This window comes from Erythrobacter donghaensis, from assembly GCF_002155425.1.
In the GTDB taxonomy this organism is placed as follows: domain Bacteria; phylum Pseudomonadota; class Alphaproteobacteria; order Sphingomonadales; family Sphingomonadaceae; genus Erythrobacter; species Erythrobacter donghaensis.
On record NZ_MUYG01000011.1, the window covers coordinates 554,038 to 574,361 of the forward strand.

The 20,324-nt window shown below is 66.5% G+C and carries 18 protein-coding genes; 15 read left to right on the forward strand and 3 right to left on the reverse strand.

Annotation, left to right across the window (positions count from 1 at the left end; all coding sequences use genetic code 11):
* The first annotated feature begins 102 nt into the window (after positions 1-102).
* Together BZF59_RS16270 and BZF59_RS14150 are read left to right on the forward strand one after the other, a co-directional pair.
* On the forward strand, positions 103-258 hold the full coding sequence (locus BZF59_RS16270) for a hypothetical protein (RefSeq protein ID WP_211277403.1): 156 nt from the start codon (positions 103-105) through the stop codon (positions 256-258).
* A gap of 50 nt (positions 259-308) precedes the next feature.
* Positions 309-2,846 (forward strand): TonB-dependent receptor, encoded by a 2,538-nt coding sequence (locus tag BZF59_RS14150; RefSeq protein ID WP_086608878.1) that lies wholly within the window; start codon positions 309-311, stop codon positions 2,844-2,846.
* Between the two features lie 82 nt (positions 2,847-2,928).
* Here the strand turns inward: BZF59_RS14150 and BZF59_RS14155 are convergent, their stop codons facing one another.
* On the reverse strand, positions 2,929-3,900 hold the full coding sequence (locus tag BZF59_RS14155; RefSeq protein WP_086609232.1) for a Vgb family protein: 972 nt from the start codon (positions 3,898-3,900) through the stop codon (positions 2,929-2,931).
* 171 nt (positions 3,901-4,071) lie between these two features.
* Between BZF59_RS14155 and BZF59_RS14160 the strand changes: the two genes are divergently transcribed.
* The 12 genes from BZF59_RS14160 (at position 4,072) to BZF59_RS14215 (ending at position 18,303) form a co-directional block, all read left to right on the forward strand.
* The gene (locus BZF59_RS14160; protein WP_086608879.1) at positions 4,072-5,157 is read left to right on the forward strand and encodes a putative urea ABC transporter substrate-binding protein; all 1,086 of its coding nucleotides are present in this window, start codon (positions 4,072-4,074) and stop codon (positions 5,155-5,157) included.
* A gap of 4 nt (positions 5,158-5,161) precedes the next feature.
* The gene (locus tag BZF59_RS14165) at positions 5,162-5,977 is read left to right on the forward strand and encodes an ABC transporter permease (RefSeq protein ID WP_086608880.1); all 816 of its coding nucleotides are present in this window, start codon (positions 5,162-5,164) and stop codon (positions 5,975-5,977) included.
* A 3-nt stretch (positions 5,978-5,980) separates the two neighbouring features.
* Positions 5,981-6,784 carry an ABC transporter ATP-binding protein gene (locus tag BZF59_RS14170; RefSeq protein ID WP_086608881.1) on the forward strand — a complete coding sequence of 268 codons (804 nt, stop codon included), beginning with the start codon at positions 5,981-5,983 and terminating at the stop codon, positions 6,782-6,784.
* 12 nt (positions 6,785-6,796) lie between these two features.
* A complete protein-coding gene (locus BZF59_RS14175) occupies positions 6,797-7,273 on the forward strand; it encodes a CopG family ribbon-helix-helix protein (RefSeq protein ID WP_245806169.1) in 477 nt (158 codons plus the stop codon).
* Positions 7,270-8,091, forward strand: a complete 822-nt coding sequence (locus BZF59_RS14180) for an urea amidolyase associated protein UAAP1 (protein ID WP_086608883.1) — start codon at positions 7,270-7,272, stop codon at positions 8,089-8,091. The genes BZF59_RS14175 and BZF59_RS14180 overlap by 4 nt, the downstream gene beginning before the upstream one ends.
* 22 nt (positions 8,092-8,113) lie before the next feature.
* A complete protein-coding gene (locus BZF59_RS14185; RefSeq protein WP_086608884.1) occupies positions 8,114-8,749 on the forward strand; it encodes an urea amidolyase associated protein UAAP2 in 636 nt (211 codons plus the stop codon).
* The gene (gene uca / locus BZF59_RS14190) at positions 8,746-12,288 is read left to right on the forward strand and encodes an urea carboxylase (RefSeq protein WP_086608885.1); all 3,543 of its coding nucleotides are present in this window, start codon (positions 8,746-8,748) and stop codon (positions 12,286-12,288) included. The genes BZF59_RS14185 and uca overlap by 4 nt, the downstream gene beginning before the upstream one ends.
* Positions 12,285-14,051: an allophanate hydrolase gene (gene atzF, locus BZF59_RS14195; protein ID WP_211277404.1), complete on the forward strand. Its 1,767-nt coding sequence runs from the start codon at positions 12,285-12,287 to the stop codon at positions 14,049-14,051. The genes uca and atzF overlap by 4 nt, the downstream gene beginning before the upstream one ends.
* Before the next feature lies 1 nt (position 14,052).
* Positions 14,053-15,522, forward strand: coding sequence for an ATP-binding response regulator (locus BZF59_RS14200; protein WP_086608887.1), 1,470 nt, complete (start codon positions 14,053-14,055; stop codon positions 15,520-15,522).
* Complete coding sequence (locus BZF59_RS14205; protein WP_086608888.1) at positions 15,512-16,420, forward strand: response regulator transcription factor; 909 nt, start codon at positions 15,512-15,514, stop codon at positions 16,418-16,420. The genes BZF59_RS14200 and BZF59_RS14205 overlap by 11 nt, the downstream gene beginning before the upstream one ends.
* 138 nt (positions 16,421-16,558) lie before the next feature.
* A complete protein-coding gene (locus BZF59_RS14210; RefSeq protein ID WP_086608889.1) occupies positions 16,559-17,599 on the forward strand; it encodes a sterol desaturase family protein in 1,041 nt (346 codons plus the stop codon).
* Positions 17,596-18,303, forward strand: coding sequence for a hypothetical protein (locus tag BZF59_RS14215; RefSeq protein WP_086608890.1), 708 nt, complete (start codon positions 17,596-17,598; stop codon positions 18,301-18,303). Before BZF59_RS14210 ends, BZF59_RS14215 begins: the two co-directional genes overlap by 4 nt.
* On the opposite strand, the gene BZF59_RS14220 is transcribed toward BZF59_RS14215, so the two are convergent.
* On the reverse strand, positions 18,300-18,647 hold the full coding sequence (locus BZF59_RS14220; protein WP_086608891.1) for an ArsR/SmtB family transcription factor: 348 nt from the start codon (positions 18,645-18,647) through the stop codon (positions 18,300-18,302). The two genes, BZF59_RS14215 and BZF59_RS14220, sit on opposite strands and share 4 nt — an antisense overlap.
* Positions 18,647-19,297 (reverse strand): peroxiredoxin, encoded by a 651-nt coding sequence (locus tag BZF59_RS14225; protein ID WP_086608892.1) that lies wholly within the window; start codon positions 19,295-19,297, stop codon positions 18,647-18,649. The genes BZF59_RS14220 and BZF59_RS14225 overlap by 1 nt, the downstream gene beginning before the upstream one ends.
* Before the next feature lie 74 nt (positions 19,298-19,371).
* Here BZF59_RS14225 and BZF59_RS14230 point away from each other — a divergent pair, with 74 nt between their 5' ends.
* A complete protein-coding gene (locus tag BZF59_RS14230) occupies positions 19,372-20,316 on the forward strand; it encodes an MBL fold metallo-hydrolase (RefSeq protein ID WP_086608893.1) in 945 nt (314 codons plus the stop codon).
* The last annotated feature ends 8 nt before the right edge of the window (positions 20,317-20,324 follow it).

Consider the following 20,324-nt stretch of genomic DNA (forward strand, 5'->3'; position numbering starts at 1 on the left):
GCAAGCCTGTGCGGCGGCAAAAACACACTTGTGGGGCCGATATGCGCCATTTGGGGGAAAGCACTTGACGGGAGCAATTTGTATACAATAACCCGTGCCGCCATGGCAACAAGCCATATGGCGACAGGGGTGTATGCCGTGCAGTTCACTTCGCAGTGCAAGCCGATTGCGATCCAGCCTGCCCAGGCAGCGCGTGCCTGCGCCGCTACCCTGCGTCTTGCCCATTATCGCGCCAGCCTTAGCGAGGCCCGCGCCTGACCATCACTTTGCCACGCCTTCCTCTCGATCCCTTTCAGGAGAGCCGCCTTATGAATATCCGTCTGGTTCTTGCCTCTGGCGCGGCTCTCGGCGCGCTTGCTCTTGCCATGCCGGCCGCCGCGCAGCAGACCACGGCTGACGATCTGGCAGCCGAGGACGAGGGGCAGGGCATCATCGTCACCGCCCGCCGCCAGTCGGAAAGCCTCGCCGATGTGCCCGCGGCGGTCACCGTGTTCGGGGCCGAGACCCTCGCCAAGACCGGCGTGCAGCGCGCCGACGATTTCATCCAGCTGACCCCGGGCGTCACCATCGTCACCGGCACGGCGGAAGCGGGCGACACCCAGATCAATATCCGCGGGATCAACGGCGCGCGCGATGCGGAAAGCTCGGTCGCGCTGGTGGTCGACGGCATTCTCAAGACCAACACCGCGCAGTTGAACCAGAACCAGGGCACGCTGCGGCAGGTCGAAATCCTCAAAGGCCCGCAAGGCGCGCTCTATGGCCGCAACGCGGCGGCAGGCGCTATCGTGCTGCAGACGCTGAAGCCGGGCGATACGCTCGAGGGCGGGGTGCTGGTGCGCGCCGCGCAGGACAACACCTATCTCGCCAATGCCTATATCGCGACCCCGATCGGCGAGACCGCGGGGTTGGTGGTGTCGGCCAATTACTCGACCACCGACGGTTTCTTCCGCAACCGCTTCCTCGACAATTCCGAGACCATCGACGATCAGGAGGTGTTCGGCCTCGACGCGCGGCTGGTGATGGAACTGGGCCCGCGCACCGAGCTCGACGTGAAGGCGCGCTATGCCGACCTCAACGGTGCTTCGATCAACTTCAATGCCAGCTTCCACCTGCCCAACTTCGCGGGCGTGGACCCGGCCTTCTTCGAGGATGTGAACCAGCATCCCTTCGATTTCTATTCGAACATCCGCCCGACCAACGATCAGACCACCTTTGAGACCTCGGCCAAGCTCGAGCACGAGTTCGATGCGGTGACGCTGACCGCATGGGTGCTCTACAGCGATGTCGACCAGTCGCTGACTGCGGATGGCACTTCGGCAGACTTTGCACGCTTCACCTTCGCCGGTGCGACTCCGGCCTCGGTTGCGGCGGCCAATTCCTGCGCGGCGACCACGGCGGCGCTGACCGGCTACCCCCTCAATCCGCCGACCTTCATCGGGGCGAGCCCGATCCCCTTCATCTTCAACCCCGCGACCGGATCGACCTTTGGCGCCTACAGCCCCACCACCTGCGACGGCACCCAGCTGCAGGTGCGCAATCAGGAAGACATCAGCGGCGAAATCCGCCTCGCTTCCAGCGGTGACGGGCCGGTGAAATGGCAGGTCGGAGCCTATTACCTGCACATCGACCGCGAAGTGGGCGTTAGCCTCGGCGCGGATTTGGGGCGCGGGGTGAGCCGCGAGCTATACAATGCGCCGGGCAGCGACAACCCCACGACGCAGCTCTACAATGATGCCTTCACCACCGATGTCTACGCGGTCTTCGCTGCGGTCGATGCCGATCTGGACGACCGCTTCAATCTCAGCCTTGCAGGCCGTTACGACATCGAGGATCGCCGGGTCGAAAGCCTCGTGCCGACGGTGTTCGATCCCTTCACCGGCGGCCCGATCAATCCCGGCCAGACGGTCAGCGGCGGGGTGGTGCAGCCGATCGCGCCGCAATCGGAGACCTTCAAGCAATTCCAGCCCAAGATCTCGCTCCGTTACGAGCTGACCCCGGACGTGAATCTCTATGGCAACTGGGGGATCGGCTTCAAATCGGGCGGGTTCAACAACCAGGGCTCGGCCGCGATCGTCGATTCCGCCTTCAACCAGTTCATCGGCACCGATGTCGATATCGACGACCAGTATCGCAAGGAAGTCTCCAGCGCCTTCGAAGGCGGGGTGAAGGGCAGCCTGCTGAATGGCGCGGTGACCTTCGATCTGGCGGGCTATTACACCAATGTCGAGGACATGCAGTTCTTCGAATTCTTCGTCGGCGGCTTCGGCCTGCTGCGCGTCGTGTCTAACATCGACGAGGTCGAGCTTTACGGCGCGGAAGCGAACCTAGCCGCCGAGATTCTCGATGGCTGGACGGTGTTCGGATCGGCCAACGTGACCGAAAGCGAGATCAAGGAAAACGCCTCGCGCCCCGGCACGGTCGGCAACAAGTCGCCCTATACCGCTGATTACACCATCAACATTGGCACCCAGCTGGATCTGCCAGTGTCCAGCAGCGTCAACTTCGTCACCCGCGCCGATTATCGCATCACCGGGCCGACGTGGTTCCACACGCTGCAGGACGATACCAACCCGACGCTGTTCAGCGGGCTGCTGCCGGGATCGGCGCTGGCACTGCCGGCCTTCGTGGGCGATGCCGATTATTCGGTGGCACAGCGTGACAGCTTCGCCGTGATGGACCTGCGCGTCGGGTTTGAGGGCGATCAGTGGTCGATCACCGCCTATGCCGAGAATCTGTTCAACGAGAAGTACCTGAACGAGGTGATCACCGCGGTCGAGTTCGGCGGTTCGTTCATCTCGCCCGGCGGACGCCAGCGGTTCGGGGTGGAGCTGGGTTACAAGTTCTAGAACATAAGAGCGCTTCGGGCGTCGCATAAAACAAGTTGAAGCGCGCGGGGTTTTGCGACCCACCCCGCGCGCTTCTTTTTGCCTATTTTCCGGCAGGCGCGCTCCACCATGACAGCGTTTCGTTGTCGTGGGCCGAGGTCCACACGCCCTTCGGTGTCCAGCGCAGCGCGCCGCTGCCCACCGCCGGGCCCATGCGCGCGCGCAGTGTCATGCTGGCCGGGTCAATCACCACCATCGTCTGATCGTCGGTGGTGCGCAGCCACACCGCGCCGCCTGCCGCGTCGATATCGCCCCATTTGAGATTGTCGCCGACCTTGGTGCGCCCGCTGACGGTGAGCGCGGCCGGATCGACCTTGGCCACGGTGCCGTCGCCCTGTTCCTGCACCCACACCGCGCCCTCGCCTGCTGCGAGGAAGCCCGGCGTGTCGCCGAGCGCCGCCGTGCCGGTGACAGCATTGGTGGCCGGGTCGATCTTCTGGAGCAGCTTGCCTTCGCTCGACACCGCCCACAGCGCGTCGAAGCCATAGGCGAGATACCAGGTCTCGGGCGCGACGCTCACGGTGGCGGTGACGGTGTTGGTGGCAGGGTCGATCCGCGCGACCTTGCCCGCCGCGTCGGACGGCACCCACACCGCGCCTGCGCCTGCGACCACGTTGGTCTCCCCCTTGGGATTGGCAAGGCCGGTCGCAATCTTGGCTTCGACCGCCGCGGTCTTCAGGTTGATGCGCCACACCTCCCCGCCCTTGCAATTGGCGACCCACAGCGCGCCTTCCGCAATCGCCATCGTGCCGCAGGGGCGCGGGACAGGCGTCGCGGCGATCTTTCCGCTGGGCGACCACTGTTCGACCCGCCCGTCATTGGTGACCCACACGGTATCGCCATCGACCGCGAGAAAGTCGGCAAAACCGGGCACCTTCATCGCGTTCTCGGTTAGGTCGGGCGCGGAGCCGGTGGTGTCCTGCGGAGGCTCGCTAGCCTCGGGCGCACAGGCGCTAAGGGCCAGAGACGCAGCGATAACGGTGACGATCGGGCGCGGAACGGGTGTGCGGATCATGGGTCGTGCCTCCATCCGGGGCAGGGAGAGATCGGTGCACCCGGCGGGCGCATTTCCTGCCATCGTGGGGCCCATCATCACCATATTACGTTTGCAATCAATCGTAATAATTCCCCATGGACAAACGCCAGGTTTGCGGGGATGCTGCGCTTGCGAAAGGACCCCCGAATCATGCTCGATCAGCTTCGCCGTGCGGCTCGTTTCCTGCTTCTTGCCTGCGCGCTGGCGGTGGCCGCCTGTTCGGGGGGCGAGGAAGAACCCGCCGCACCCAAGACCGAATTCGCGATCGGCTGGTCGATCTATGCCGGTTGGATGCCCTGGCCCTATGCCCAGCAAGCCGGGATCGTGAAGAAGTGGAGCGACAAATACGGCATCGATATCAAGTTCGTGCAGGTCAACGACTACATCGAGAGCGTGAACCAGTACACCGCCGGCAAGCTGGACGGGGTGACGGTCGCCAACATGGATGCGCTCACCATTCCCGCAGCGGGCGGCAAGGACACCTCGGCGATCATCCTCGGCGACTATTCCAACGGCAATGACGCGGTGCTGCTGAAGGGCGCGGACGGGGTAGCCGGGATCAAGGGCCGGCAGGTCTATCTCGCAGAGCTGTCGGTCTCGCACTACCTGCTCGCCCGCGCGCTCGAAACCAGCGGAATGAAGCTGACTGACGTGAAGACGGTCAACACCTCGGATGCCGATATTGCCGCCGCCTTCTCGTCGCCCGATGTCACCGCGGCGGTGGCTTGGAACCCGCAGGTCACCACCATGAAGGGGATTGCGGGGACGAAGGTGGTGTTCACCTCGGCCGATATTCCGGGCGAGATCCTCGACCTGCTGGTGGTCGATACCGCGACGCTCAAGGCCAATCCCGACTTGGGCAAGGCGCTTGCCGGGATCTGGTACGAGACCATGACGCTGATGGCGCGGCAGGATGCCGAAGGCGCAGCCGCGCGCGCCGCGATGGCGAAGCTGGCGGGCACGACCCCGGAGGCCTTCGAAGGCCAGCTCGCCACCACCTTCCTCTACACCGATCCCAAGGCGGCGGTCGCGGCGATGCAATCGGGCGACCTGCTGACCACCATGACCCGCGTGCGCGATTTCTCCTTCGCGCAGGGCCTGTTCGGACAGGGCGCGCGCTCGGCCGATGCGGTGGGGATGGAGTTTCCGGGTGGCAAGACGCTCGGCGACAAGGCCGCGATCACGCTGCGCTTCGATCCGACCTATATGCAGATGGCCGCGGACGGGAAGCTTTAAGCCGATGCGCTGGGTGACAGCCCAGCCGCAGCGCAGCCGCGGGCTCATGCTCGGCGTGCTGCCGCTGCTGGTGCTGGCGCTGGCCTACATCATCGCCGCCGCCGCACGCCATGCGGAGAACCCTGCCGACAAGATCCTGCCGCTCCCCGGCGCGATGGCGGCGGCGATGGCGGGTCTGGTGTTCGAGCCCGATCCGCTCTCGGGCCAGTATCTGTTCTGGGCCGATACGCTCGCCAGCCTGTGGCGGTTGGGGGCGGGACTGGGGATCGCGACGCTCTCGGCCCTCGTGGTCGGACTGGTGCTGGGCACGCTGCCGCCGGTCAGAAGCACGCTCGGCCCGCTGGTGACGGCGATCGCGGTGGTCCCGCCGATCGCGCTGCTGCCGATTTTGTTCATCGTTTTCGGCTTGGGCGAGACCGCCAAGGTGGCGCTGATCGTGGTCGGGGTCGCGCCGTTCATGATCCGTGACGTCGCCGGCCACATCGGCGCTTTGCCCCGTGAGCAGGTGATCAAGGCGCTGACGCTCGGCGCGAATTCGTGGGGCGTGATGCTGCGCGTTGCGCTGCCCCAGGCAATGCCGCGCCTGATCGAGGCCCTGCGCCTCTCGCTCGGCCCTGCATGGGTATTCCTGATCTCGGCCGAGGCGATCGCTGCCGATGTCGGCCTCGGCTACCGCATCTTCCTCGTGCGGCGCTACCTCGCGATGGACGTGATCCTGCCCTACGTGGTGTGGATCGCGCTGTTGGCGGTGGTGATGGACTTCGCGCTCACGCAGGCCAGCCGCCGGTTGTTCGGCTGGGCCCATGCAGGGGCGCACTGAGCCATGCTGACCTTGCGCAACGTCTGGGTCGAATATGGCGATAAGGTCGTGCTCGAGCGGATTTCGCTCGATATCGCCAAGGGGTCCTTCGTCTCGATCATCGGGCCATCGGGGGCGGGCAAGAGCAGCCTCTTGCGCCTGATCCTCGGGCAGGAGCAGCCGACGCGCGGGCGTATCAGCCTTGACGGGGCGCTGCTGCCGGAGGAATGCGGGCCCGACCGCGGCGTGGTGTTCCAGCGCTATTCGGTCTTCCCGCATCTTACCGTGCTGGGCAATGTGCTGCTCGGGCTGGAATTCGGCGCATCGCCCTTCACGGCGCGCCTGTTCGGCAGCGCCCGCCGCGCCGCGCGGGCCGAGGCGGAGGCGATGCTGGAACAGGTGGGGCTGGCCGATAGCGCGCAGCTTTATCCGGCGCAGATGTCGGGCGGGATGCAGCAGCGCCTCGCCATCGCGCAAGCGCTGATCAAGCGGCCCCGCATCCTGCTGCTCGATGAGCCCTTCGGCGCGCTCGACCCCGGTATCCGCGCCGATATGCACACGCTCATCACCCGGTTGTGGCGCGAGCATGGGCTGACCATCATCATGGTGACGCACGACATCAAGGAGGCTTTCAGCCTCGGCACCCGCGTGCTCACGCTCGACAAGCGCCGCCACGATCCGCACGCGCCGCACCGCTACGGGGCAGGTGTGGTCTATGACCTCGAACTGACCCGCAAGCAGGCGGTGAGTGACGAGACCGAAGCGGCGGAGATGGCTGCCGGTATCGCGGCCGCTGGTATTACGATTGACACAGTTGGTAATAATTGAAATGGTCTGCGCATGAGCACTTCCGAGCCTTCCCGCCTTGCTCGCCTTTCGATGAGCCTGCCGGCCGAGCTGTTCCGCCAGCTCGACATGATGGTGGAGGAACGCGGGCTGCCCTCGCGCTCGCAGCTGATCGCCGAACTGATCCGCCATGCGCTTGCCGAGCATGAAGCGCTGACCCGCCCGGACGAGACGCTCGCGGGCACGATCACCATCGTCTATGCTGGAGGCGGTGGCAGGGTGCGCCAGCAACTCGCTGAAACGCAGGTGGATTATCTGAAGGAGGTGATCTCCTCGCAGCACGTTTTCCTCGAGGAAGACCAGTCGCTCGAGGTGTTGCTGGTGCAGGGCCCGGCGGTGCGGCTGAAGCAGCTCTGCGATGCGCTGCGCAAGATCCGGGGCGTGCAGCAATTGCAGCTCGTCACCACCACCGCGCTGCTCCCGCCGCTGCACGAGCAGGATGCAAGCCCTGCGCAGGAGGCCGCCGAATGAGCGGCACCGCTGATCCCAAGTCGGCGCGTGAACACGCCCGCGCGCAAGGCGGGACGCGGGTCGAGACCATGCCGGTGCTGCCTCCGGTCGCCGACGACTTGCCTAACGGTGTCGCGCCGGAAGACCTCGTCTGGGAGGAGACCGTCGCCCCCGGCGGCTACACCTCGCGCCGGATCGCGCGCGGCACGCGGCTGCGGCTGATCGACAAAGCAGGGGATGCCTGCGCGAGCCTCAATATCTTCAACGCCGAAATGCCGACCGAGCGGCTGAATGTCGCCGATACGGTGAAGGTGCAGTGGAACGCCTATCTGGGCGAAGGCAAGCTGTTGCTGAGCGACATGGGCCGGGTGCTGGCGAGCATTCTGGAAGACGGCTCGGGGACGCATGACACCTTCTGCGGTGTCTCAAATGCCGCCAGCAACCTGCGGAAATATGGCGAGGGTCGCAATTCGGGTGCTTACCCCAACGGGCGCGACCGGCTGATCCTCGGCGCGGCCAAGCATGGGCTGACGCGCCGCGATGTCCATCCGGCGATAAACCTGTTCAAGGGCACTAAGATCGAGGCCGATGGCGGCATCACCCCCCTTATCGGCCCATTCGACGCAGGCCGCGCCGTGCTGCTGCGCGCCGAGATGGAGGTGATCCTCGTGATCGCAAACTGCCCCCACGTGCTCGACCCGCGCCCCGGATACCATTCGACCCCGCTGCGAGTCACCGCGTGGCGTGGCCCGATCACTCCACACGAAGACCCCGTGCGCAATGCCACGCCAGAAGGGCAGCGCGCCTTCCTCAACACCGAGGATTACTACCGCCGCTAACCCCTTCGTCCAAAGGCAAAACATGACCGACGATCCGGCCCTCTCCGGCCTTTCCGGCTCCATCGTCCACGACGAAATCGTGCCCGCCCGCGCGCCGTGGCTGCACCATGTCCGCAAGGGCGAGGTGCTGCGAATCGTCGATGTCGAGGGCAATCAGGCGGTCGATTTCCTGATCTACGCCGCAGCCGACGATGCCGAGCGTTACTCCGCACAGGACACGGTGGCGGCGCAGGGCAACCTGTTCCTGCGCACGGGCACCGTGCTGCTCTCGAACGAGGGCAACCCGCTGATGACCATCGTCGACAGCGCGGTCGAATATCACGATACCATCGGCGGCGCCTGTTCTTGCGAATCCAACACCTTGCGCTATGGACATCATACCAGGCATCAACACGCCTGCGTCGACAATTTCCTTGAAGCGAACCTCACCCAAGGGCGCGGCAAGCGCGATATCGTCTCGAACATCAACTTCTTCATGAACGTGCCGGTCGAGGATGACGGGACGCTCGGCATCGTCGACGGCATCTCGGCGCCGGGCCTGACGGTGGACCTGCGCGCGGAGATGGACGTGATCGTCGTCGTCTCCAACTGTCCGCAGATCAACAATCCCTGCAACGGATTCAACCCCACGCCGGTGCGGATGATCGTTGCGGCATGAGTTTCGATACCGTCCTCATCGCGAACCGGGGCGCGATTGCGGCGCGGATCATCCGCACCGCGCGCGGGATGGGGCTCAGGACGGTGGCGGTCTATTCCGAGGCCGACGCGGGCTCGCTCCATGTCAGCGCGGCGGACGAAGCAGTGTGCATCGGGCCGGGGCCGGCGGCGCAGAGCTATCTGAATGTCGAGGCGATCCTCGCAGCGGCCAAGGCGACGGGGGCAGGGGCGATCCATCCGGGCTACGGCTTCCTCGCCGAGAATGCCGACTTTGCGGAAGCCTGCGCGGCGGCGGGGATCGCATTCATCGGACCGACGCCGGAGAATATCCGCACTTTCGGCCTCAAGCACTCTGCCCGCGCGCTGGCGAAGGCGCACGGCCTGCCACTCGCGCCCGGCACCGATCTGCTGACCGGCGAGGACGCGGCGGCGGAGGCAGCGGCGCGGATCGGCTATCCGGTGATGCTCAAGGCCACCGCTGGGGGCGGCGGCATCGGGATGCGGGTGTGCGAGACCGAGGCGCAAGTGCGCGAGGGGTTCGCCGCCGTGGTGCGTCAGGGCGAGGCGAGCTTCGGCGATGCGGGCGTGTTCCTCGAACGCTACATCCTCCGCGCGCGCCATATCGAAGTGCAGATCTTCGGCGATGGCAAGGGCCGCGTCATGGCGCTGGGAGAGCGCGACTGCTCGCTCCAGCGGCGCAACCAGAAGGTCGTTGAGGAGGCCCCCGCGCCCTGCCTCTCCGACACCAAGCGCGCCGAGCTGATTGCCGCCGCCGTCCGGCTCGGCGAGGCGGCGGGATACCTGTCAGCAGGCACCGTGGAATTCCTCTACGATGCGCAGCGCGAGGACTTCTTCTTCCTCGAGATGAACACCCGCCTTCAGGTCGAACACGGTGTCACCGAGGAAGTGTTGGGGATCGATCTGGTCGCATGGATGATCCGCGGCGCGGCGGGCGATTTCACGATGCTCGATGCCCCCGCGCCGAGGCCGCACGGCCATTCCGTGCAGGTGCGGCTCTACGCCGAGGATCCGGGACAGGACTATCGCCCCACCACCGGCACGCTCACCAATGTCGCCTTTCCCGAAGGCATTCGCGCCGAGACCTGGGTGATGGCGGGCAGCGAGGTCAGCGCCTTTTACGACCCGATGCTGGCGAAGCTGATCACCCACGCCGATACCCGCGAGGATGCGATTGCGGCGATGCAGGCGGCGCTCGACCATTCCCGAATCGACGGGATCGAGACCAACCTGCGCTGGCTGCGGGAGGTTGTCCGGCAAGAGGGCTTCACCAGCGGCAATGTCTCCACCAGACTGCTCGAAGGCGTGAACTACCGGCGCCACGCGATCCGCGTGATCGCCGGCGGCACCGCCACGTCGGTACAGGACTGGCCGGGGCGGCTCGGGCTCTGGAACGTGGGCGTGCCGCCTAGCGGCCCGATGGATGACCTGAGCTTCCGCACCGGCAACCGCATCCTCGGCAACCCCGAGGGCACGGCCGGGCTGGAGGTCACCGCCAGCGGCCCGACTCTGCTGTTCGAGAGCGATGCGACCATCTACCTTGCCGGTGCGGATTTCGGGGCGACGCTCGATGGCGTGGCGGTGCCGCGCGGTGAAGCGCTCCGCATCCACGCCGGGCAGACCCTCGCCATGGGGCGGGCCAGCGGCGGGGGGATGCGCGGCTATATCCTGATCGCGGGCGGGCTGGATGTGGTGCCCTATCTCGGCTCGGCGGCAACCTTCACCCTCGGCCAGTTCGGCGGCCATGCGGCGCGCGGGTTGGTGGCGGGCGATGTGCTGCATCTGGGCGACGGCCCGACCAGCGCGCCCGAACCCGCAGCGCTCCCCGCGCTCACCCGAACATGGGAGCTGCGCGTCCTCTACGGCCCCCACGGCGCGCCCGATTTCTTCACCGAGGGCGACATCGCCCGCTTTCTCGAAGCCGAGTGGCAGGTGCACTACAACTCCAATCGCACCGGGGTGCGCCTCGTCGGCCCCAAGCCCGAATGGGCGCGGCGTGACGGGGGGGAGGCGGGGCTGCACCCCTCGAACATCCACGACAACGCCTACGCCATCGGCGCAGTCGATTTCACCGGGGACATGCCGATCATCCTCGGGCCGGACGGGCCGTCGCTGGGCGGCTTCGTCTGCCCCTTCACTGTGATCGCCGACGACCGGTGGAAGATCGGCCAGCTGAGCCCCGATGACCGGGTGCGCTTCGTGCCCGTAAGCATTGCCGACACCGCCGTGCCGCGCCCCATCGCCGACCTTTCGCCGATCCTCGCCGAATTCCCCGCGACAAGCTGCCGCCCGCGCACCACATATCGCCAGCAGGGCGACCGCAACATCCTTGTCGAATATGGCGAGATCGTGCTCGACATCGAGCTGCGCATCCGCATCCATGCGCTGATGCAGGCGCTGGAGGCAATGGCACTCCCCGGCGTGATCGACATCACCCCGGGCATCCGCTCGCTGCAATTGCATTTCGACGGCGAGCGGCTCGATCAGGCCCGCGCGCTTGCCGCCTTGCAGCAGGCCGAGGCGGCGATGGGCGACCTTGCCGACTTCGAGGCGCCCTCGCGGATCGTCCATCTGCCGCTGAGCTGGCGCGACCCGGCAATCGCGGAGACCATCGCCAAATATGTCGGCACCGTGCGCGACGATGCGCCGTGGTGCCCCGACAATATCGAGTTCATTCGCCGCATCAACGGCCTGCCCGACACGCAGGCGGTGGAAGACCTGATCTTCGATGCGAGCTACCTCGTGCTCGGGCTGGGAGACGTCTATCTCGGCGCGCCGGTCGCGACCCCGGTCGATCCGCGACACCGGCTTGTCACCACCAAATACAACCCCGCGCGCACTTGGACGCCGCCTAATGTGGTGGGGATCGGCGGGGCCTATATGTGCATCTACGGCATGGAAGGCCCGGGCGGCTACCAGCTGTTCGGGCGCACCATTCAGGTCTGGAACACGCACCGTCAGACACAGGACTTTACCGAGGGCAAGCCGTGGCTGCTGCGGTTCTTCGACCAGATCCGTTTCTTCCCTGTCAGCGCCGAGGAGCTTGTCGAATGGCGGCGCGACTTCCCGCATGGGCGGCGCGCGATCCGGGTCGAGGAGACCACCTTCCGCCTCGCCCATTACCGCGCCTTCCTCGCCGACAACGCCGCCAGCATCGCCGAATTCGAGAGCACCCGTCAGGCTGCCTTCGATGCCGAGCGCGCCGCGTGGGAGGCGAGCGGCGAGTTCGACCGGGTGAGCGAACTGCTCGGGGCGGAGGACGGGACAGGCGATGCCGCCGCCATCGACGTTCCCGAAGGCGCGGACCTGATCGAGGCGCCCTTTGGCGGAAGCGTGTGGAAGATGCTGGTCAGCCCCGGCGATGCGGTGGTGGAGGGCGATGTGATCGCGGTGATTGAGGCGATGAAGATGGAATGTCCGTTCGAGGCCCCTGCCAGCGGCACAGTGGAGGCCGTCTATATCGGCGAGGGCCAGTCGCTCGCCCCCGGCGCGCCGATGCTGGCGCTGAGGAGGGCCTCGTGACCGACTTCGCCCGCCTTTCCGCTGGCGAGATCGCCGGGGCCGTCGGCAGCGGGGCGACCACCGCGCTGGCCGTGATGGAAGAGACCCTCGTGCGTCTCGCCGCCTACGACGCGCATCAGCCGCAGGTGTGGATCTCCCGCGCCGACCCCGAAGCCCTGCGCGCCGCCGCCCGCGCCATCGATGCGCGCGTCGCAGCGGGCGAGCACCTGCCGCTCGCCGGGGTGCCCTATGCGGCCAAGGACAATATCGACGTGGCGGGGTTCGAGACCACCGCCGCCTGCCCGGCCTTCGCCTATCGGCCCGAACGCTCGGCCACGGTGATCGAACGGCTCGAAGCGGCGGGTGCGATTTGTGTGGGCAAGACCAATCTCGACCAGTTCGCCACGGGCCTTGTGGGCACGCGCAGCCCCTATGGCATCCCGCGCAATGCCTACAACCGCGACTATGTCAGCGGCGGGTCGTCGTCGGGGAGTGCCGTAGCGACTGCGGCGGGGCTGGTAGCCTTTGCGCTCGGCACCGACACAGCCGGGTCGGGGCGCGTGCCGGCGGCGTTCAATCATCTTGTCGGCCTGAAGCCCTCCAAGGGCCGCTGGAGCACGCGCGGGCTGGTGCCGGCCTGCCGCACGCTCGATTGCATCACGGTGTTTGCCGACCGCCTTGAGGATGCGGCGCTGGTCGATGGCGTGTTGGCGGGTTTCGATGCCGAGGATGCCTTCTCCCGCGCGCCGCAGGATGTCGCGCTGGGGGGCAGACGGATCGGGGTGCCGCGCGTGGATCAGCGGCAGTTCTTCGGCGATACTGAGGCAGAGTATCTCTACACCCGCGCGCTGGAGGCGCTGGCCCGCGATCATGTGCTGGTGGAGATCGACATCGACCCGCTGCTCGAGGCCACGCAGCTGCTCTATGGCGGGCCCTGGGTGGCCGAGCGCACCGCCGCGATCGCGCCGCTGCTCGAAAGCAACCCGCTCGCGATCGACCCCGTGGTGCGCGAGGTGATCGCGCCGGGCGCCGCGATGCTGGCTACCGAGTTGTGGAACGGCATCTACCGCCTCGCCGAACTCCAGCGCCATGCCGAGGCGATGTGGGGCGAGGTCGATGCGCTCGCCTTTCCGACCACCGGCACGACCTACCGCGTGGCCGAATTGCTCGAAGCGCCGGTGGCGCTCAACAGCAATCTCGGGCGCTACACCAATTTCGTGAACCTGCTCGATATGGCTGCGATTGCCGTCCCGGCGGGGGCGAAGTCCAACGGCACGGGCTTCGGTATCACCCTGATCGGCCCGGCCCATAGCGACAAGGCACTGATCGCCCTCGCGGGTGCCTATCTGTCCGTAGCCGCCCTGAAGCCCCCACCACCGCTCGATCTTGGAGACCGTATGGAGACCGTCAAACTCGCCGTCGTGGGCGCCCACCTCGAAGGCATGCCGCTGCACTGGCAGCTGACCAGCCGGGGGGCGACCTTCGTCGGAGCCTTCACCACCGCGCCCAACTACCGGCTCTACGCCATGGCCGATTCCGTGCCCCCCAAGCCTGCTTTGGTGCATGCCGAGGACGGCGCCGCCATCGCGCTGGAGGTCTACGAGCTCGACATGGCAAGCTTTGGCAGCTTCGTCGCCGAGGTGCCCCCGCCGCTTGCGATCGGCACGGTCACGCTCGCCGATGGCAGCAGCGTCAAGGGCTTCGTCGCCGAGCCGCGCGCGCTGACCGGGGCGCAGGACATCACCCATCTGGGCGGCTGGCGCGCCTTCATCGCGTCACGGTGAGATGATGGCGGGGCAGCGGCATGACGGGCTGACGGCGGAAGGCGCATCCGCGCCCGACGCGCTCGCCCGCCTTGCCGCCGCGAAGGACGCGGCTGAGGCCGCCAACGAGGCCAAGACCCGCTTCCTCGCCAGTCTGGCGCACGAAATCCGCTCGCCGCTCAATGCGATCTACGGCTATGCCCAGCTGCTTGAACGCAGCGAGGGCACCGACCCGCTCGCCGCCGCGCGGGTGATCCGCCGCAGCGCCGAGCATCTCTCCAGCCTCGTCGAGGGCCTGCTCGACATCGCCCAGATCGAAGGCGGCGCGCTGACGCTGGCGCGCGAGCCGATCCGCTTTCCCGAGTTCCTCGATCAGCTGATCGACATGCTGCAATTGCAGGCGCGGGCCAAGGGGCTGGCGCTGGTGCTCGATCGCCCGCCGGGGCTGCCCGAGTTCGTGAACACCGATCCCAAGCGCTTGCGGCAGGTGTTGATCAACCTCGTCACCAACGCGATCAAGTTCACCGATCAGGGCACGGTCACGCTCAGGGTGGAATACCGCAATCAGCTGGCAACCTTCAGCGTGATCGACACCGGGATCGGCATCGCGCCTGCCGATGCGGAGCGCATTTTTGCGCCGTTCGAGCGGGTCGGCGGCGAGCGGCCCGGCGTGGGGCTCGGCCTCGCGATCACGCAGGCGCTGGTGCACATCATGGGCGGCGAGATCACGGTGGAGAGCATGCCGGGCGAGGGATCGTGCTTCCGCGTGCGGCTGATGCTGTCGCAGCCGCTCAGCCCGCCGACCGATCCGGCCCCGGCGGCGGGTGCAGTGACCGGCTATCTCGGGCGCGAGCGCCGGGTGCTGCTGATCGACGACGATCCGGCGCACTTGACGATGCTGCGCGGCTTGCTCGAACCGCTCGGCTTTCAGGTGCACGATGCCAGCACGGGAGCGCGCGCGCTGGCACTTGCCGCCGAGGTCCAGCCCGATCTGGTGCTGTGCGACGTGATGCTGGCGGGCGAGAACGGGTGGGACATCGCCGCGCAGTTGCGTCGTCGCCACGGCGAAGCGCTCAGGATCGTGATGGTGTCGGGGGAAGGGCCGCTCTCGGCTCTTGCCCCGGCTGCCCTCCCGGCCAATGATGCTTTCGTGATGAAGCCTTTCGACTTTGCCGTGCTGCTCGATGTGATCGCCGCGCAATTGGAGCTCGTGTGGCTGCGCGTGGCCGGGGCGGCTCCGGCGGCCGCGGGCGCTGCGCCTTCGCCGCGCCTGCCGGCAGCGCTCGGCCCGCAGTTGGTCGCGCATGGGGCAGAGATCGCGCGGCTGGTGCGGATCGGTCATGTGCGCGGGCTGGAGGGCGCAATCGATGCGCTTGCCGCGCTTACGCCGGAAGCCGCGCCGCTCGCCGACCGGATGCGCGCCGCGCTCGACCGGTTCGATCTTGCCGCGCTGGCGGCGCTCGCACAGACGGTGGCGGCTGATGCAGAATAGGGACTGCATCCTCGTCGTCGACGACAGCCCGGAATCGCTTCGCTTTCTCGTCGACACCCTCGAGGCCGAGGGCATGACCGTGCTCATCGCGCGCAGCGGCGAAGCGACGCTGGAGCTGCTCGGCGAGGTGCAGCCCGATCTTATCCTGATGGACGCGGTGATGCCCGGCATCAGCGGGATCGAGACGACCCAGGCGATCAAAAGCGATCCGGCCGCCGCGCATATTCCGGTCATCTTCATCACCGGCCTCGGCGATCCCGATCATGTCGTGGCGGCGCTCGGCACCGGGGGCGTCGACTATGTGCGCAAGCCCGTGGTGATCGAGGAGCTGCTGGCGCGCATCCGGGTGCATCTCGCCAATGCCCGCACCACCTACCGCTCGCGCCTCGCGCTGGGGCTGGCGGGGCGCAGTCTGGTGGCGATCGATCCGGATGGCGCGCCGGTGTGGTGCACGCCGCAGGCCGAGACGCTGCTGATGCAGATCGACCCGGACTGGACCCCCGAGCGCGCCGCCCTGCCGGACGCGCTGGCCACCGCCGTGCGCCAGCTGATCGCCGATCCGACCCAACCATCGGCCGCATCGCGCGTCACCGCACGCGGGATCGAGATCGAGCTGGCGCTGGTGGAAGGCGACCGCCCGGGCGAAGTGCTGGTGCGCGTCACCGAACTCAGCGAGGACGGCAAGATCGAGACGCTGCAAAAGCAGGGCGGCCTCACCCGGCGCGAAGCAGAAGTGCTGCTGTGGGTCAGCTACGGCAAGACCAACAAGACAATCAGCGAAATTCTTGGTATAAGCCCGCGCACAGTCAACAAGCACCTCGAACAGGTGTTTCGCAAACTCGGGGTGGAAACCCGCGCAGCCGCTACGGCAATTGCTGTAAGGCACATGACCGACTGAGCCGGTCTGCATTCGAATAACAGGCACTTACTCCCGGGTCGCGCAAACCTACGTCATTTACCCACTTCCTCGCACGCGCGAGGGCGGCATGGCTCTTTATGACGCAGAGAACCCATCAACGCGCGACTGGAGCAAACCATGACCGGAACACAGGCAGGGGCCGGAACTCAGGTAGGCAAGCGGATCATCGGAGCCGACGCACCCGTGATCGTGGGCTGGGAGAATATCGGCAAGGTCGAAGGCGGGCCGATCAAGCAATTCGTGTTCACCTGGTTCCAGCCGGTAATGCTGATCGCGGCGATCCTGTTCTGGTATTATGCCCCCAACTGGCTGGCGGTCGCCTCCACCGCGATTGCGATCCGGCTCGGGTGGATGGTGCTGCTGCTGGGGCTCGAATGGGTCAACCCGCGTTACGAAAGCTGGCAGCTGACCTGGAAGGAATTCGCCACCGATGCCTTCTACGTCGCGCTCGGGATGACCTTCCTGCGCATGGTCGATGCCTATATCGGCGACGGGGCGATCATCGCCGCCGTGCAGGGCGCGTTCGACTGGAGCAAGTTCAGCTGGTTCACCGGGCTGCCGCTGCTGTTGCAGGCGATCCTCATTTCGATGATCTTCGACTTTGGTCAGTACTGGATGCACAGGGGCATGCACAACTGGCACCCCCTGTGGCTGGTCCACGCGCCGCACCACTACATCACCCAATTGAACATCAACAAGGGCGCGGTCGGCAATCCGATCGAGCTGTTCCTGATCGGGCTGGGGATCGGCGGGCTGTTCGATTTCCTCCCGCGCGCCTTCCTGCTGGCGGGAGCAATCGGGATGACGGTGGCGGTCTATCAGCACATCAACGTGCGCTTCAACACGCCGCGCTGGTGGCGCTATGTCTTCAACACCGTGGAGCATCACTCGGTCCACCACTCGCAGGATTACGAGGCGACCCGCAGCAACTATTCGGGCACCTGGATCATCTGGGACCGGATCTTCGGCACCTGCGTCGATGGTGAGGCCGAACTGCTGGGCATGGAGGGCGGTCGCCGGATGCACATCGGCGAGACGATGGTGTTCCCGTTCCGCGAAGGCTGGCGTGATGCCAAGGCCGCGTGGGCGCGGCGCTTCGGCAGCGACCGGGCCAAGGGCGCAGCGGTTGCGACGCCGCAGCTGGAACCGGCCGAGTGAGCGAACCTTCCGCCGGCCTTGCCAGTGACAAGCCGGAGCCATGGGGGAGCGGGGGTGGTGCGAAGGCTCCCACCGGGTTTCCGGCCATCAGGCTGCCCCTGATCGAAGCTATCTGGCGGGCCCGGGGCGATGTCCCGCTCGATCCCTCGCTGACCAACGAAGAGGTCTTCGCCCGGCTCGATCCGCTGCTGCGCACCCCCGGCACCACCATCGTGACCGAGGGCGAGGCGCTGATCTACGCCAAGGACAACCCGGCCGCGCAGGACAAGCTCGCCACCTTCACGCGCGGGCGGATGTGGATCGAGCGGGCGGGTCAGGGCGCGGTGCTGCGCTTCGATCTGTTCAGTCACGCACTGCTGCTGTGCTTCCTTGCGCCGCTGCTGTTCCTCGGCTTCGCCCAGATGGCGGTCGCGATCAACGACTGGGAAGCGGCAAGCGGCGCGGCGACGGAGGAAAAGAAAGAGGACGACAAGCCCAAGCCGGTCAAAAAACTCAACCCGGTTGACGAATTCCTCGGCGCGCCTGCACCCGAGGATCCGAACAAGAAGAAGGACGAAAAGAAGGACGAAGGCCGCCATTCCCCCATTGAGGGTTACGTGCTGGCCGGTATCTTCTTCGTGATCTATCTCGTCGGCCGCTGGCTGGAGCCGTGGCTGGCGCGGCGGCGGCTGCGCGCCGCGTTGGCAGCGCCGCCGCCCGCCTAGGACAGCCGCGCGAAGTTCGCGACCCCGGGGGCCGAGGGGCGGGCGGCTGAAGTCCCGCGCGGTGTTATCGCATCGGTGGGAGCGAGCAGCGCCGTGGCGGCGTGGACCTTGCCCAGCACCCCGCGATCAAGCGAATAGAACACCAGCTTGGCTTCCTTGCGCGTGGTCACGAGATCGGCCTTGCGCAGCACGCCGAGCTGCTGCGACAGGCCCGGTTGGGCGATCCCCGTCACCTGCTCGATCTCGCCGACATTGCTCTCGCCTTGCGCCAAGGCAGTGAGGATGCGCCATCGCAGCGGGTGGGCGAGCGCCTTGAGCGCCTCGATCAGATCGTCATCGCCCATCAGCCGCGCGCTCCGGTGTTGCGCAGGAACCAGCTGGTGACGTCTTCGGCATCGAACACCGCGTCCAGATCATGCGCGGGCGGTTGCAGCAGCGCCTCGCCCGGCTGCCAGTTGGCCGGAGCCAGTGCGTCCTGCGCGTCGATCGCCTGAAGCCCGTCGAGAATGCGCAGCATTTCCGGGATCGAACGGCCGAGATTGGCCGGATAGCAGGTCATCGCCCGGATCACGCCCTTGGGGTCGATGAAAAAGGTGGTGCGCACCGCCGCGCTGTCGTTGTCCTGCGCCGAAACCATGCCGAAGCCGCGGGCGATCACCAGCGTCGGGTCTTCGAGGATCGGGAAGCGCACCTCTACGCCAAAGCGGTCGCGGATCATGCGCAGCCAGGCGAAGTGCGAGAACAGGCTGTCGACCGACAGCGCCATCAGCGCGCAATCGCGGCTTGCGAAGGCGGCGGCTTCGCGGGCGAGGGCGACGAACTCGGTTGTGCACACCGGGGTGAAGTCGGCCGGGTGCGAAAACAGCACCAGCCAGCGCCCGCGATTAGACGAAAGCCGCACCGGCCCGATGGTGCTGCGCGCCTCGAAATCGGGTGCCATATCTCCGATGCGGAGGCCGGAGGAGGGCAGCTGGGCGGCGGCGTGATGGTCCATGAAAGGCCTCATAGCACTTGACAGATGGATTGCAATACATATACACGATTTATGTAAATAAATGGAGAAGTGCCATGTCGCAAGCCGACTCCCAAGCTGATCTGGTTCTGCTGGAAGCCACCCAGCAAGTGCAGCACGCCGTTGGCGACGCTGCGCTGCGTCCCGAAATCGCGAGCTTTTTCGACCCCGCGACCTTTACAGTCACCTACGTCGTTCACGATCCGGCGACTCGCGAGGCGGCGATTGTCGACTCGGTGCTGGATTTTGATCCCAATTCGGGCCGCACGGCGACGCTCTCCGCCGACAAGGTGATCGAGCATGTCACTTCGCATAATCTGAAAGTGAAGTGGTTGCTGGAGACTCACGCTCACGCCGATCACTTCTCGGCTGCGCCCTACCTGCAGGAAAAGCTCGGCGGGAAGATCGCCATCGGGGCCGAGATCACGACGGTGCAGAACGTCTTCGGCAAATTGTTCAACGCGGGCACCGAGTTCGAGCGTGACGGATCGCAGTTCGATCACCTGTTCAAGGACGGCGACACCTTCGCCATCGGCAATGTGCCGGTGACGGTGATGCACGTCCCCGGCCACACCCCGGCCGACATCGCCTATGTCGTGGGAGACGCCGTGTTCACTGGCGACACCATGTTCATGCCCGATTACGGCACAGCCCGCGCCGATTTTCCCGGCGGTGACGCGCGCACGCTATTCCGCTCGCTGCGGCGAATCCTGTCGCTGCCGCCCGAGACGCGCCTGTTCATGTGCCACGACTATCTGCCCAAGGGCCGCACGGCCTATGTGTGGGAGACCACCGTCGCGGCCGAACGTGAGGGCAATATCCACGCCCATGACGGCATCACCGAGGACGAGTTTGTCGCGATGCGCGAGGCGCGCGATGCGACGCTCGACATGCCGCGCCTGATCCTGCCCGCGGTGCAGGTCAACATGCGCGCAGGCCACCTGCCGCCGCCGGACGAAAACGGGATCACTTACCTCAAGCTCCCGGTCAACGCCGTATGACGAGCTTT